We start from the raw sequence: 13,912 nt of genomic DNA on the forward strand, positions 1-13,912 counted from the left end.
AAACATGCATTTCGGAGGATAAGGTCCGTTCGGTCGTCCCAAAGAGGTGTGTATTAATTGAAAACAGGGCTCCCCATGGCCCCCCTTTGAATATAGGCCCCTCCCTTGATTTCGTTTCACATTTCTCCGCAGTCTCTTATAGTAAAATAGTTGTATTTCCTACACTTATAAGAAGTATTAGCATTTCCAATCGCCTTTAGTTGTATTTGATGCAATTAAAAATTCAATGTGCTAGCTATTCGGCCTTATGCGGAGAAAATAGTTGCAGAGAATACACTTAAAAGACTAATTTCCGCCCAATATGTGATTTTAATTGTACAAAGTGCAGTTATTTGAAAAATGCTCCTGTCGCCCGAGCGGCATTTGGAGCCAGAGTGGCCTTGGGAGGCTGAGTGACCTTGTTGGCCCAAGCGACCTGGGGAGGCTGAGTGTTCTCTAATCTCAGCATTACAAAAAATCTCCCTGCATCCTCTGCAGGGAGATAGCATTAACGCAAAGTTTAGTTATTCTTCAGCCATACTACATTATCTTCTTCCTGACCGTTTACCGGCCACCAATGGAAGCCATCCTGAGCAAGCAATTGATCCGCTTCAACCGGACCCCAAGTGCCAGCAGGATAAGAAGATAGATCACTCGACTCTTCCTTCCAAGCCTTCGCAATACGATCCACGAACGACCATGCCGACGATACCTCATCCCAACGAGTGAAATAAGTGGAATCTCCGCGTGCCGCGTCATGAAGCAAGCGCTCGTAAGCTTCCGGGGAATTAATTCCAACCAAGCAACTCTGACAGAAGTCCATAGCTAGTGGTTGAATTTCAGACTCGGAACCCGGCTTCTTGGCATTAATCTTTACATAAATGCCTTCCATAGGGTTCACACGGATAACAAGCAGGTTAGGCTCCAGCGTATGCTTTTGTCCCAAATAAACATTGGTTGGCATTCCCTTGAACTCAACTACCACTTCCGTTGTCTTCACCGGCAGACGTTTACCTGTACGAATATAGAAAGGAACTCCAGCCCAGCGGAAGTTATCAACAAACACACGGGCAGCAAAGTACGTCTCAGTACTCGATTCAGGATCAACCTTATCTTCCTGACGATAAGCAGGTAGGGTCTTTCCACCATGCAAGCCTTGAATATACTGTGCTCTCACGACATTCTCACGAACCTCGTCAGATGTACCATAAGGACGAAGGGAACGAAGCACCTTCACCTTCTCGTCACGAATATCTTCTGCAAGCAGACGGCTTGGTGGCTCCATTGCGATCATAGTCAGCAGTTGCAATATATGATTTTGGCCCATATCCCGTAACGCTCCAGCATGGTCATAATAACCACCACGCTCTTCAACACCTACGGTTTCGCCAAGTGTAATTTGAATATTGGCAATATGCTTATTATTCCAAAGCGGCTCGAAAAAAGCATTGGCAAAACGAATGACTTCAATATTTTGAACCATTTCTTTACCAAGATAATGATCGATCCGGTAGATCTCCTCTTCCTTGAATACCTCACGGATCTGCTCGTTCAGCTGCTCAGCTGACTCTAGATTATATCCAAAAGGCTTCTCGATGACGAGGCGATTCCAACCTGTGCTATCTAGCATGCCGCCAGCCTTAAGGTTGAACGAGACGCTGCCGAACAATTCAGGTGCCAGCGCAAGATAGAACATCCGATTGCCCGGAATTCTAAACTTCTCTTCAAGAGCTTCTGTTTGAGCTCTTAATTCACGGAAGCCATCAATATCGTTGATGTCCAGAGATTTGTATTCAAAATGCTGTACAAACTCATTCCATTCGCTCTCTTCTCCCGCTTTATAACGGCAGAATTCAAGGATGGATTGCTTCACATCACTTCTAAATTCTTCCTGAGTACGCGGGCGCCGCGCCACGCCAATTACCGCAAAATCATGTGCCAGCTTACCTTCACGGTACAAGCTGTAAATCGCCGGGAAAAGCTTACGCCGGGCTAAATCTCCGGTTGCCCCAAAGATAAAAAAGACAGCACCGGGTGTGTGCAGTGCATCAAGGGTTTGATTTTCAGCCATGGCTCCTCATCTTTCTGTATGTAATATAGTTTATTGACATTCTCAGCGTCGAGAAAACGACGTTATGTCATTTTAGCATATTCCTAAAAAGGATGCTATCACATTCCTGACAGATACTCTCGGGATTTCGCAAATTTCAATTAAAATTTCTTATTACTAATTATACTTCACCTTATAAAACTATCTGTATTGACTAAAACGATATAGAACCACCTTTACCAATTAGTTACTTTCAATCAGGAATATTCTGCAAATCATTCGGGAACGTTAAGGAAAATAACTCGAAAGTCGGGCGCCCTTTAATGACTAACCAAACTCAGACCTCATTCACTACTGTAGATCAAAATGCCGATTACATCGAAGCAGCCTTATTCCATACAAATGATCTCAAAAAAAGAAGGATATCCTTTAACGGAACGGAAGGAATCCTCTTCTATCTAGAGTCCGCCGCAGACACGGAACTGGTTGAGCGGAATGTGATTGCTCCTTTTGGCCATAACCAAGACAAAGATCTTTCCAAGCTATTTACATCACTCAGCTTCGGTATGGAAAAAGAATTAAACAAAGGCATTCAAGGGCTTATTCACGGAGGCTGCCTCTACTTTTTAGAAGGAATGTCTGAATTTTATATCCTCTCCACCCCTGCCAAGCACGAACGAAGTATTAGCGAGCCTGAGAACGAAGCGGTTATTCGGGGTTCGCATAACGGTTTTATTGAAGATATAACGGTTAACTTATACCTGATTCGTAAACAAATCGCTACCCCAAACCTTACTGTTCGCTACACCACCCTTGGGAAAATTGCTCCCAAAAAGGTAGCCTTAGTCTATATGGAGAACCTTGCCAATCCTGAATTGGTAAAAAAAGTAGAATCAAGAATAAAAAAAATTTCTCTTGATGCGGTTCTGTCCACCGGCTTTATACAGGAATTAACGGAGGACAATTCGTACTCTATATTTCCACAACATATCAATACAGAGCGTCCAGACCATACTTCCTTCTACTTACTGAAAGGATACGTTGCTATACTGCTGGATGGAGATCCCACAGCTCTGATTGTACCTGCCAGCTTCTTCACCTTTTATCAGACACCAGATGACTATAGCAATCGTTGGGTGATTGCTTCCTTTGTCCGTTTTGTCCGTCTGATTGGCTTTGTAACTGCATTTCAACTGCCCGCGCTTTATATTGCTACCGTTTCTTTTCACTCCAGCATCCTTCCCTTGCAATTGTTTTTTACGATTCAAGGTTCACTGACCCGAATCCCATTTCCTCCGTTGGTTGAAGCAATGCTGCTTGAACTCATATTCGAATTGCTGCGAGAGGCGGGGCTCCGTCTGCCCAGCCGTGTAGGTCAAACCATTGGGATTGTAGGCGGTTTGGTCATCGGGGATGCCATTGTTAAAGCTGGATTGGTCTCTTACACAATGATCATCGTTGTTGCGTTGACTGCCATATCATCCTTTCTCATCCCTTCCAACGAGATGAGCTCCGCGATCCGTTTTATGCGGTTTCCACTTATGGTTGCGGCCTCTTTGTTCGGGTATATTGGGATATCTTTTGGGTTGACACTCATTTTCATACATTTGTGTAAGCTTGAATCTTTTGGACAACCTTACTTTACACCGCTAAGCCCGATAAATATTCAAGGCTTGAAAGACACCATCTTGCGCCTTCCGATATGGTCCATCCGCAAGAATGCAAGCAAACCAGAGACCGAAGAATAATCATTTAATCTAAACTGACAGGAGTTATAACAATGACTCAAAAAGAAAAAATGATATCGAGGGGGCAGCTTTTCTGCTTTATTATTCAAGCCCAAATCGGGGTTGGCATTCTGTCTCTTCCCTTCAAGCTTAACGAAACTGCCAAGGGCGGCGGAGCACTCTCTGTTTTGATTGCAGGCGCTATTACCCAACTTATCATCATTCTTCTATGGGTTCTACTGAAAAACTTCCCTGGCCATAACTTGTTTTCTATATGTTTACAGATCGGAGGCCCCATTATCGGCAGGATATTGATCATCGCTTACATCGGTTACTTTGTTCTGCTTGGCTCCAATGTTATGTTCAGTGCGGTAGAGGTACTGCAGAGGTGGATGCTGCAAACTACACCAAGATGGGCTATATTAGCTCTTTTCTCGATCATGACTCTCTATTTGGCAAGGGAAAAGCTTACAGTATTGGCCAGATTCTTTACACTGGCAGCAGTTCTCTTTGTCCCGCTTATCCTATTTGTCAGCTACGGTTTAACTCAAGCCCATCTGGAATTTATGCTCCCCCTTTTGGAGAACGGGTACTGGAATATCATAAAGGGAGTACAGGATTCAGCTATATCTATGTATGGTTTCGAAATGATGCTGATCGTCTATCCGCTTTCCGAAGGTACAAATAAACAAAGATTAATGACCATTAGTTTAGCAAGTTGGTTCGTAACCCTGCTCTATGTCTTCGTGGTCTTTACCTGTCTGACGGTATTTAACTCCGAGCAAATCAAATTGATACCCGAACCCGTCATCTACTTAGTTAAATCTCTTAACTTTTATATCGTAGACCGTGCAGATATCTTATTTTTACCGATCTGGTCCATCACGCTTGTTTGTTCTATCGTTAGCTACTGCTATGCAGCGTCCATCGGACTTAGTGTTTTATTAAGTCGAAAAAGCCATAAAAATTTTACTCCGTTTGTAAAAATCAGTACATATATGATCGCACTTGCACCTGTAACTCCTGCTGGTATTCATCTTTTTGATATAGCCGCTACCTATGCGTCCTATGTATTTATTGCAGGATTATCGATGGTGTTGCTGATGATTTCCCTATTTATGAAGAGAAAAGCAGGTGGTCTTGCATGAAGTTTGACATAAAATTCAAGTCGAATGTACTTTTAATCACCCTCGTTTCCTTCTGTCTTACTGGATGTTGGGATCGGGAATATTTGAAAGACCTGCATCTGGCTTACTGTTCAGCAATTGATTATACAGAGAACGGAGAGATCAAAGAAACCATCGAATTAATCATTCCACCCGAAATTGAGCAGACAGCTACCAAGAACGAAATCCACTCGAGCATAGGACCGACCGTGCGGAATGCGAGCAATCAATTGCGAAATAGAGTTAGGGGAAACATTAGATTTATTAAATATGGTTTTGAACTTATGGGAAGGACTATGGCTGAGCATGGCCTGTACCCTATTCTGGATGTAAATTACAGGGATCCAAGCAATCCGACATCTAACGTTCGGCTAATTATTACGGAAGGAGAAGCTTCCCAAATTCTTGAACAAAAAAAGGTTGGGGAATTAAAGATCGGTGAATTCCTTAAGCAAAAGATCGATAGTCTGGAAGAAATGAGTGTTTTTCCAAAAGAAACGGCAGATACCGTGTTCCGTTCCCTAAAGGATCCAGGGCATGACTTTGCCCTCCCATATATAGACAGAGAAGAGGGCGAAATAATCGCGAAAGGGGTGGCCCTCTTTCATGACCAGAGTTACAGCGGGATGTTGAACCCCGATCAGTCAATCATGATGGTCCTGCTGATGGGACAACAGGGTAAAAATGCCCGCTTCACCAAGAAACTTGATCTAGGCCATTCCGATAATATTCGGAATTTCATTAGCATTAACGTGGGTTCAAAAAAAATAAAGCGGAAATTCAAGGTATCCGTTTCTGCTGATGAAAACATTGATGTGAATTTGGGCTTGGAGCTGCAAGCCGTCGTAGAAGAGTTTACAGAAACACTCGACGAGAAAGAACTTAAAAAAGTCAATCAAGAACTTTCGAAAATACTTACAGAGGAAGCCGAGACAGTTGTTAATGAAATCCAAAAGGCAAACAGTGATATCTTTGGTGTAGGAAGAAAACTTATTGCTTATCATCAAAATGTCTGGAGGAACAAAAATTGGTCTGAGGATTACCGGAAAGTAAAATTCCATACCAAGGTTGATGTTAAAATTGTAAGTAGGGGCATTCTACAATAGATCAAGTTAACAAGCCATTTCGAAATCAACCTTAGCGAGTGGCCCTTTTTTTCAATATTCTATTGTTATTAATGGAAATCCAATCGTAACGCGGCTGCTACCCTCTCTTGCATCCTGATGAATAGCTGTCTGTAGGGCTACCTTGTGGTTCCCGCTGATTACGGAATGAAGCAATGCCGATGTACTATAAGAATGACTGGCTGTCGTTTCGTCTTCGTAGCTTTCCAGTACTTTAAGCTCGGGCAGCTGTGCGGACATATTCCGCTCCGTTAACAGTAGCGCCTTCTGAGGGTCCTCCTGCTCCTTCGCAGCACCCTGAAGTGAGGTGTTCCATTCCGCTGTGATACCGATCTTCCGTAGTTTCGCGCCAGCTTCTTCTGCTTCAGCTTGCAGATCCGGAGCATTTAACAAATCAGGTGTCTCCAGGGTCACAATCACATAACTACGTCCGTCTCCAAGCTCACTCCAGAACATGGTGGTTTGAAACCCGGCTCTGTCGGCAGCCGAACGGTAAGTAAGATGTTCCCCCCCGTCTTCCCGGCTTGTCTCTCCCAACCCAAGATCATCGGATAGGTTAGTTGCAGTGACACCAGCCTCTGGACCATCAACATCGTATTCTCCCTGCCATTTTAAAACTAAACGAAGAGGGGAGCCGGGTGCTGTAACACTTTTACCAAGGGAAGTCAGGAGAGGGAGCGACTTTTTCAATTGGGCGATCTGGCTCTCTTTTTCACCTTCGCCCCGAAAACCTGCCAAAAGTAACGCAGTACAGCATAGAATCAATACCAGCAACGTTCCTTTAATACCGCTTTTTCGGCCTGCACCGTGTCTCTTTCCCTTACTTTCTTCCAAATACCCCACAATCCAACACCCTCTCAATCCGGTCTATTAATCTACTAAACAGGATGTCCGCTTTACAAGATTTTATACGGGGACAAGTATTTTCATATACTCCTGCACACAAAAAAACCGGCCCTTCTTACTCTGGCCAGTTCTTATACTCATACCAATTGGGATATCCAACTATTCAGCTAGTCCATTTTTATATGCATAAATTGCTGCTTGGGTCCGATCTTCCACACCCAGCTTTGCGAGAATATTCGTCACATGAAATTTCACAGTCTTGATCCCAATAATTAGTTGGTCCGCGATATCCTGATTCGATTTACCTTGCGCCAGCAGACGTAATACTTCCATCTCGCGCTCCGTAAGCTCTTTATAAGCAGGGGATTCACCCTTGGCATTGTTTCGAAAACGATTCATCATTTTAGAGGCGACCTGTGACTCCAGTACAGACTGGCCTCTTGCCGCAGCGCGTATGGCATCTGCCACTTCACTAGCTCGTGAGGTCTTTAGTAGATAACTGAACGCACCTGCTTCAATCACCGGATACATTTTTTCATCATCCAGATAGCTTGTCAACACAATAACTTTGATCTCGGGATACTGCTTCATTAACTGTTTTGTCGTTTCAATCCCATCCATCCCATCCATCACGAGATCCATCAGGACTACATCCGGATTGTACTCTTGTGCCAGGCGGATCCCTTCTTCTCCACTTCCAGCTTCACCTACGACTTCAATTCCATCCTCAGTCCCCAGAACAGCAGCTAGTCCGATCCGTACCATTTCATGATCATCTACAAGTAATACCTTAATGGCTTCCTCCATCTCCATGGTCACTCTTTCCTCCTATTATTCATTGACTAACGGAACGGTAATTTCAATCCGCATTCCTTTACCCGGAGCGGTAATAAACTGAATGGAACCTCCGATTTCATTCATCCGCTCCTGCATATTCGACAAACCGTAGGAAGTTTGTTTACTATCATCCAATTCAAAGCCGATCCCATCATCACGGAGTGTCAAACGAACCGTATCTCCTCGCCGATGTAGCCTGATTTCCATCTTCTCTGCTTTCGCATGACGAAGCGTATTGGAGATTGCCTCCTGCACAATGCGGAATAAGTGATTCTCTACCCCTTTTAGCAATTGTACATCAGGGTCCATCTCGAACACGATTTCAATCGGAACCTTAACCTTAAGTTCCTTGATCAACTCCTGCAACCCCTGCGCCAATCCCTTACCTTCCAAATAAACAGGTCTCAAATGTAGCAATAGTGCTCTCATCTCTGATTGAGCTACAGCAGACATTTCTTCAATAAGTGCAATTTGCCGTTGCGCCTTATCAAAATCCTTCTCCAGCGTCCGGCCTACAGCTGTGGCGGTCATAGAGATCGCGAACAGCTGCTGTGAGACAGCATCATGCAATTCACGCGCAAGCCGCTGACGCTCTTCCATAATAGCAGATACTCGTGCTTGCTCCGCGAGCTTGGCGTTGTTTGTAGACAAACGCTGTAGAGTTGTCACCTGGTTTTCCCATTTTCCGCTGATTCGGCCCAATTGTACTCCGAGCCTTCCCAATTCATCGTCACCCAAGTCAGGCATAGATAGCGTTAAGTTTCCCTTCTCCCACAATACGAGGGTTTCTCTCAGGCGTTCCAACTTTCGCTTTACTCGAAAGCTCTGATAGAAACCAAAGCCAACCCCGAACCCCATGGGCAGCAGAATTAGAGTAAATGCCGTGCGTAATCCAATCATCCAGCTTTCAAAAGGCTTCAAATAGCCATATGTATACATGGTGTACAATATCACAAGCAGCATGACAAAAGAGAACAGAGCCCCCTCACCCATACTGCGTGACATCATATTTTTGTTCTTTTTTTCCATATGGGGACCCTCCCTTCTGTATCAAACTAATCAGGATAATCGCACATCCAAATCTCCCATCAAATAAGACACACTAAACTTCACCTTATATTCACTGCTCTCATAGTTAGGGGACTTCCAATTTAGACGGTTTAGCATACCTGTATCACGTTGGTTTCCGAATTCAATCGATCCAAAAAGCACAAAGGCTTCGATTTCTATACCATAATCATCTGACAATTGAATGTCCATATCACCAAAGATCCCTTGAAACAGCATAACCGTTTCCTTTTGCTCCGCCATAGCCAGTGAAAGATCAAGATCGGCCTCTCCAAGGATATGCCATGAGCTGAGGCTATGCATCACCCAAGGTGAGCGATCCCAGTCAAATCTAGATGAAAAGTTCTGCTTCTGCATAAACCCTTCCTTACGCTGAACTCTTTTGGATTTAGTAAAAAACATCCCCAGTGAGATCAAGCAAATCCCCAGCACGAGCACCAAATGATCCAGCAAAAGCAACACAGCGCCAATTCCAAGCAGCTTATAACCCTGCTTCACTTTGCCTGACGTCGTACGGTAGACCCCTAGGAGCAGGAATAGAAGCGCGACAATGGAGAAAAAGCCGAGCCATCTACCAAAAATCATCATGCAGCCAACACCGATCAGTCCGATGGCAATCAAACGGTTTCGTTTATCCATTTCGCACCTCCTAAAAGTTTTGCGAAGCAAAACTATCTTCGTAAGCATTCATCCACTTAAGTTTTGCGTAGCAAAACTAACTTCGTAAGCAAAACTACACTCATCAATATATTATAGCCAGCCGCTACAAAAGCCATATCGGTATGGAGATCCATACCGTATGGCTTCTTCTTGTCCAGCATATCATATCTACTTAAGTTTTAGGAACAGGATTTATTCTTCTTTTTTGTTTAAAGAAGGAGCAGCCGGTGTGTCATTCAGCTTGCTTCTCAGTGCAGCCAGTTGCTCATCCACTTTCAGTTGCTTCTCAACATCGACTGGTTTAGTGTAGGCAGCGGATGGGCTGTAAGGTGCACGCATTACATCTGCTTCTGCTTCAAGCTGCATAATCTTCTCTTCCATCCGGTGGAATCCGAGTGACGCACTGCCACTTTCGATGGAGTGTACGCTGCTGATTTGCGTCATTTGTTTCTTCGCTTTAGCCATTTGAGCACGGGATACGAGCTCGTTACGCTTATTGCGCAGTTTGTAGAATTCATCCTTCATATCATGCAGCTGCCCAACCAATTCCTTCGCTTGCACTTCAGCTTGAGCATGAAGATCGCTGTATTCCGCTTGTTTTTGATCGAAGTAGATTTTTTCTTCCAACAGCTTGCGAGTCACTTCTTCTTGGCCGTTTTTCAGTGCCAATTCAGCTTGTGCTCCACGTTGTGCAGACATTTTTGCTGCTTCTTCCACGCGTTGTTTCATGCGACGTTCGTTCGCCATTTGCTTGGCAACTGTAACTTCTGCTTCGTGGATTTCAGCCTCCATATCGCGCAGATATTGGTTAAGCATTACGATTGGGTCCTCTACCTTATCCAACAAGTCATTTACCGACGCTTTAGTCATATCTTTAATTCTTTGAAATACTCCCATGATTTACAATTCCCCTTTCTCATATTTAGACAGTTTTTGTTTGAGTTCTTCTACTTCTTTTTGCAGAGCCTTCTTCTCGATATCCTTCATCATCGCATCCAAACCGGAATCCGGAGCTGAATATGATGCGCTGTTCTTCTCAAAATTAGGATTGTAGTTAGGTTGGCGTCCATAAGGTCCGCCATTAGCATGCGGTCCGTGTCCATGTTCCGGTCTACCTGAGTAAGGACCATCGAATGGGCCACCCGGTGCACCAGGGCCTGGTCCGAAAGGATTATAATGCGTAGGCTCCTTCGGAATAACCAGCGCTGCAATGAAGTACACTGGAATCACGGCACCTCCTGTAAACGGAATGCTAACCAGTAACAGAATCCGGAATAGCGTGGAATCAATACCGAGTGTCTCAGATAATCCACCTGCAAGACCCGTCATCACTTTATCTCTAGTTGAACGATATAATCGACTCATAGCGCTACTCCTTTCCACCATTGTTCAGTTTCTCCTTTAAGCGAGCCATTTCTCTTTCGAGTACGGTTGCTACAGTCTCACCTGCTTGCACCGTATATTCCTGTCCCATGCGACGTACATCGCGCAAGCTCTTCGCTTCTAATTCCCAATCTGACATCCGATCTTCCAGACGTCCGAACATTTTGGGAACATCACCGCCGTTACCATAAGCACTTGCTCTTTGGTTCATACGTTGCTGCAGTCTTAGCGACTCCATCCGTGCTGCGTAATACTGACGTTTGCTGTACACTGTCTGATACTCTATTTTCAGCTCATTCAGCTGTCCTTCAAGTTCAAACAAGGATTGCTTGCTTTGTTCAAGTAGCCCGCTGTACTGCTCCAACTTTTCCTCATGAATGATCTTTTCCTGCAAAGCCAGCTTTGCAAGATGATCTTCTCCTGCTTTTAATGCGAGTAACGCCTGTTCCTCACGTTTATTTCTCATGGCAGTCGCTTGGTTCACTTGCTGCTGTAATTGCTTCGTATGGGAAGCGTATTGCTGATACAGCCTTTCAGCTTCACTGATTTCCTCGCGAGTTGAATGTAGAAATTGATCAATTAGCTTCACAGGATCTTGGCTTTGCTCTAGACGTTCATTTAGATTAGCTACTGTAATATCCCTCATGCGACGAAAAACACTCATAATCTCTTGCTCCCTCCCTGCTTCTTGTTTAAGTACAATCCTTCTTAATAAGTACCATTTCTTCTACCCTTTAAGGCATACACGCCCCATACGATCAACGCCACACCCAGAAGGGGGCCAATGATCCAGGAAAGCTTCGCGATCAGGGACATCACTCCAATGAACATCAATACCCAACCGATAATCTTGCGTCCACTCTTAATCCCATAGTACCCGAGAACAACCAGCAATACTGGGAACAGTAGTCTGAAAATACCGTGAATCAGAGGAAGCGCTAAACCGAGCAACATTACCGCACCAATCACAATCAGTACAACCGCCAATCCGTTTCCTTGTCTTCTTTGCATTATTTTCTCACCGCCTTTCGTTGTCCTTAACCTTATAGCCTTATTCTAGAGCAATTCGCAGACTTTCAAAACAGACCAACGACGGTTTTTGGTACTGGACCTTAGTCGAGGTAGTTGTGCGACTGCAGACCACTGTTGGGCTAGCTGTAGGAGATAACCAACCTACACACCTATAAATGGGATACAAGCAAGATATATTATTGTCTTATATAGAACCATTCTTTTAAACTGTAATGAAGCTGTCCTAATATTTTCAATCCCAGAAACAAAGGAGAATTACCGTGAACATACTAATCGTTGAAGACGACCGCAGCTTAAATAAAGGAATTGCCCTCACTCTTTCTCAAAACGATGTGGTGATCCACCAAGCTTACGATCTTGCTGCGGCTGAGCATATTGTTGAAGTTTACCCTATCGATCTCATCATTCTGGACATCAATCTGCCGGACGGCAGTGGGCTGGATTATTGCGAGCAACTTCGCAAGACCTCACGGGTACCCATAATATTCCTCACCGCTAACGATATGGAATCCGACATTATCACCGGCTTTGGACTGGGAGGCGATGATTATATCACCAAACCGTTCAGTCTGATGGTTCTTCGCGCTAGAGTAATGGCGGTGCTTAGGAGGACCGATTCACAATCCACTGGCAAAATATCACTGGGCCCGTTAGAACTCAATTTTGAGAAAATGGAGTACAGCAAACATAAGCAACCGCTCCAGCTGAGTAAAACTGAGCAAAAACTGCTGCGGCTGCTGGTGACGAATATGGGTAATATTCTGACCAGAGAACAACTAATAGACAAGATCTGGAGCAAAGATGCCGAATTCGTCGATGAAAACGCGCTGACAGTAGCCATCAAACGATTACGAGCTAAACTTGAGGACGACCCGGCATCGCCCAAATATATCAAGACCGTCTACGGACTGGGGTACATGTGGGCTGAAGGACAAAAGTCATGAATACAAAAGAACTCCCTCCTCATTTCAAGCAAATACATAGACTCTTCTTGCTGATCACTATTGTTCTCGTAGCCTGTTTTATCGGTAGAATTATGTTTTTATACGGGTTCGACCCCAATCTACTCCAACTCACTACTCTATTCATCATCTGCCTATTAGCAACAGGAGCCGCATGGGTATGGTTATGGAACCGACGGATCGCAAACTATTTGCAGACCTTGGATGCAGCAATTGAGCGGGCTATGCATGATCTGCCCCCACTCACTAACTATGAAGAAACAGCACTGTCTTCGATGGAACATAAACTAAAGCGATACATAGGGATTGCTAAGACGAATGAACGAATTATTCAGACCGAGAAAAACAAAATAAAAGAGCTGATCTCGGATATCTCCCATCAAACCAAGACCCCTCTCTCTAATATCATGGTATTCAGTCAGTTAATGGAGGAGATGCCTGGACTAGAAGAGAATGTCCGGCACTACGTGCAGCTTATTCAAGCGCAGTCATATAAATTGGATTGGCTAATCCAGTCTCTTATCAAATTATCTCGGCTGGAAACAGGGATGATCTCCCTGCAGCAGATGGAAGCTAAACCGCTCATTCAGACTTTGACGAAGGCGTTATCCCAGGTGTATGCGCAAGCGGAAAACAAACAAATTACCATCAATATTGACTGCGGGACACACATCTTAGCCTGCCACGATGTCAAATGGACAAGTGAAGCTCTATTCAACCTGTTAGAGAATGCTGTGAAATATACGCCGCATAATGGACAAATTTCCATCCTAGCTGTAACCAATGAGATGTTTACCTGTATTCAGCTTACCGATACTGGTCTTGGAATCCCCAGTGAAGAAATTCCTCACATCTTTAAGCGGTTCTACCGAGGAAAGCAGGCGCGTGACTTCGAAGGGGTCGGCATTGGATTGTTTTTATCCAGAGAGATTATCACGGCGCAAGGCGGTCATATCAAAGTCAGTTCTGAAGCCGGGAAAGGTACAACCTTCTCCGTTTTCCTACCCAAGAGATGAAATAGAATGTGTCATTATGGTCAGAATTCAGACACTCTCCTGTCAGATTGATTTGCTACTCT

Annotated in this window: 15 protein-coding genes; 5 read left to right on the forward strand and 10 right to left on the reverse strand. The window is 44.3% G+C overall.

What is annotated here, in order from left to right; translation table 11 throughout:
* Positions 1 to 499: 499 nt before the first annotated feature.
* Positions 500 to 2,050, reverse strand: a complete 1,551-nt coding sequence (gene zwf / locus L1028_RS26580) for a glucose-6-phosphate dehydrogenase (RefSeq protein ID WP_234540981.1) — start codon at positions 2,048 to 2,050, stop codon at positions 500 to 502.
* A gap of 302 nt (positions 2,051 to 2,352) precedes the next feature.
* On the opposite strand from zwf, the gene L1028_RS26585 reads away from it, so the two are divergent.
* Genes L1028_RS26585 through L1028_RS26595 form a run of 3 tightly spaced genes read left to right on the forward strand, consistent with a single transcriptional unit; the run spans position 2,353 to position 6,028 of the window.
* Positions 2,353 to 3,777: a spore germination protein gene (locus tag L1028_RS26585; protein ID WP_234540983.1), complete on the forward strand. Its 1,425-nt coding sequence runs from the start codon at positions 2,353 to 2,355 to the stop codon at positions 3,775 to 3,777.
* A 32-nt stretch (positions 3,778 to 3,809) separates the two neighbouring features.
* Complete coding sequence (locus L1028_RS26590) at positions 3,810 to 4,904, forward strand: GerAB/ArcD/ProY family transporter (RefSeq protein ID WP_234540984.1); 1,095 nt, start codon at positions 3,810 to 3,812, stop codon at positions 4,902 to 4,904.
* Positions 4,901 to 6,028 (forward strand): Ger(x)C family spore germination protein, encoded by a 1,128-nt coding sequence (locus tag L1028_RS26595; protein ID WP_234540985.1) that lies wholly within the window; start codon positions 4,901 to 4,903, stop codon positions 6,026 to 6,028. The genes L1028_RS26590 and L1028_RS26595 overlap by 4 nt, the downstream gene beginning before the upstream one ends.
* Positions 6,029 to 6,079: 51 nt before the next feature.
* On the opposite strand, the gene L1028_RS26600 is transcribed toward L1028_RS26595, so the two are convergent.
* The 9 genes from L1028_RS26600 to L1028_RS26635 form a co-directional block, all read right to left on the reverse strand.
* Positions 6,080 to 6,889 (reverse strand): YwmB family TATA-box binding protein, encoded by an 810-nt coding sequence (locus L1028_RS26600; RefSeq protein ID WP_234540986.1) that lies wholly within the window; start codon positions 6,887 to 6,889, stop codon positions 6,080 to 6,082.
* Between the two features lie 162 nt (positions 6,890 to 7,051).
* The gene (locus L1028_RS26605) at positions 7,052 to 7,705 is read right to left on the reverse strand and encodes a response regulator (RefSeq protein WP_036685532.1); all 654 of its coding nucleotides are present in this window, start codon (positions 7,703 to 7,705) and stop codon (positions 7,052 to 7,054) included.
* An 18-nt stretch (positions 7,706 to 7,723) separates the two neighbouring features.
* Positions 7,724 to 8,758: a sensor histidine kinase gene (locus L1028_RS26610; RefSeq protein WP_234540987.1), complete on the reverse strand. Its 1,035-nt coding sequence runs from the start codon at positions 8,756 to 8,758 to the stop codon at positions 7,724 to 7,726.
* 30 nt (positions 8,759 to 8,788) lie between these two features.
* Positions 8,789 to 9,436, reverse strand: coding sequence for a cell wall-active antibiotics response protein LiaF (gene liaF, locus L1028_RS26615; RefSeq protein WP_234540988.1), 648 nt, complete (start codon positions 9,434 to 9,436; stop codon positions 8,789 to 8,791).
* Positions 9,437 to 9,492: 56 nt separating this feature from the next.
* Positions 9,493 to 9,618, reverse strand: coding sequence for a hypothetical protein (locus tag L1028_RS31390; RefSeq protein WP_279306922.1), 126 nt, complete (start codon positions 9,616 to 9,618; stop codon positions 9,493 to 9,495).
* A 31-nt stretch (positions 9,619 to 9,649) separates the two neighbouring features.
* The gene (locus L1028_RS26620; protein ID WP_042191765.1) at positions 9,650 to 10,354 is read right to left on the reverse strand and encodes a PspA/IM30 family protein; all 705 of its coding nucleotides are present in this window, start codon (positions 10,352 to 10,354) and stop codon (positions 9,650 to 9,652) included.
* Positions 10,355 to 10,357: 3 nt separating this feature from the next.
* Positions 10,358 to 10,822: a PspC domain-containing protein gene (locus L1028_RS26625; protein WP_234540989.1), complete on the reverse strand. Its 465-nt coding sequence runs from the start codon at positions 10,820 to 10,822 to the stop codon at positions 10,358 to 10,360.
* Between the two features lie 4 nt (positions 10,823 to 10,826).
* Positions 10,827 to 11,504 (reverse strand): PspA/IM30 family protein, encoded by a 678-nt coding sequence (locus L1028_RS26630; protein WP_234540990.1) that lies wholly within the window; start codon positions 11,502 to 11,504, stop codon positions 10,827 to 10,829.
* A 44-nt stretch (positions 11,505 to 11,548) separates the two neighbouring features.
* Positions 11,549 to 11,851 (reverse strand): LiaF transmembrane domain-containing protein, encoded by a 303-nt coding sequence (locus L1028_RS26635; protein ID WP_234540992.1) that lies wholly within the window; start codon positions 11,849 to 11,851, stop codon positions 11,549 to 11,551.
* Positions 11,852 to 12,132: 281 nt separating this feature from the next.
* Between L1028_RS26635 and L1028_RS26640 the strand changes: the two genes are divergently transcribed.
* Together L1028_RS26640 and L1028_RS26645 are read left to right on the forward strand one after the other, a co-directional pair.
* A complete protein-coding gene (locus L1028_RS26640; RefSeq protein ID WP_234540993.1) occupies positions 12,133 to 12,816 on the forward strand; it encodes a response regulator transcription factor in 684 nt (227 codons plus the stop codon).
* Entirely contained in the window at positions 12,813 to 13,850 is a 1,038-nt protein-coding gene (locus tag L1028_RS26645; protein ID WP_234540994.1) for a sensor histidine kinase, read from the forward strand. Before L1028_RS26640 ends, L1028_RS26645 begins: the two co-directional genes overlap by 4 nt.
* Positions 13,851 to 13,912: the final 62 nt, after the last annotated feature.

Origin of the sequence: Paenibacillus pseudetheri (assembly GCF_924513355.1) — a bacterium.
GTDB lineage: Bacteria > Bacillota > Bacilli > Paenibacillales > Paenibacillaceae > Paenibacillus_AQ > Paenibacillus_AQ pseudetheri.

What these genes read in the sequence shown, in the direction of transcription:
- L1028_RS26630 (WP_234540990.1), bottom strand. Translation starts at nt 11,504, where the DNA reads ATGAGTGTTTTTCGTCGCATGAGGGATATTACAGTAGCTAATCTAAAT.
- L1028_RS26605 (WP_036685532.1), bottom strand. Translation starts at nt 7,705, where the DNA reads ATGGAGATGGAGGAAGCCATTAAGGTATTACTTGTAGATGATCATGAA.
- L1028_RS26620 (WP_042191765.1), bottom strand. Translation starts at nt 10,354, where the DNA reads ATGGGAGTATTTCAAAGAATTAAAGATATGACTAAAGCGTCGGTAAAT.
- L1028_RS26635 (WP_234540992.1), bottom strand. Translation starts at nt 11,851, where the DNA reads ATGCAAAGAAGACAAGGAAACGGATTGGCGGTTGTACTGATTGTGATT.
- L1028_RS26585 (WP_234540983.1), top strand. Translation starts at nt 2,353, where the DNA reads ATGACTAACCAAACTCAGACCTCATTCACTACTGTAGATCAAAATGCC.
- L1028_RS26645 (WP_234540994.1), top strand. Translation starts at nt 12,813, where the DNA reads ATGAATACAAAAGAACTCCCTCCTCATTTCAAGCAAATACATAGACTC.
- L1028_RS31390 (WP_279306922.1), bottom strand. Translation starts at nt 9,618, where the DNA reads ATGCTGGACAAGAAGAAGCCATACGGTATGGATCTCCATACCGATATG.
- L1028_RS26595 (WP_234540985.1), top strand. Translation starts at nt 4,901, where the DNA reads ATGAAGTTTGACATAAAATTCAAGTCGAATGTACTTTTAATCACCCTC.
- L1028_RS26625 (WP_234540989.1), bottom strand. Translation starts at nt 10,822, where the DNA reads ATGAGTCGATTATATCGTTCAACTAGAGATAAAGTGATGACGGGTCTT.
- liaF (WP_234540988.1), bottom strand. Translation starts at nt 9,436, where the DNA reads ATGGATAAACGAAACCGTTTGATTGCCATCGGACTGATCGGTGTTGGC.
- L1028_RS26610 (WP_234540987.1), bottom strand. Translation starts at nt 8,758, where the DNA reads ATGGAAAAAAAGAACAAAAATATGATGTCACGCAGTATGGGTGAGGGG.
- L1028_RS26590 (WP_234540984.1), top strand. Translation starts at nt 3,810, where the DNA reads ATGACTCAAAAAGAAAAAATGATATCGAGGGGGCAGCTTTTCTGCTTT.
- zwf (WP_234540981.1), bottom strand. Translation starts at nt 2,050, where the DNA reads ATGGCTGAAAATCAAACCCTTGATGCACTGCACACACCCGGTGCTGTC.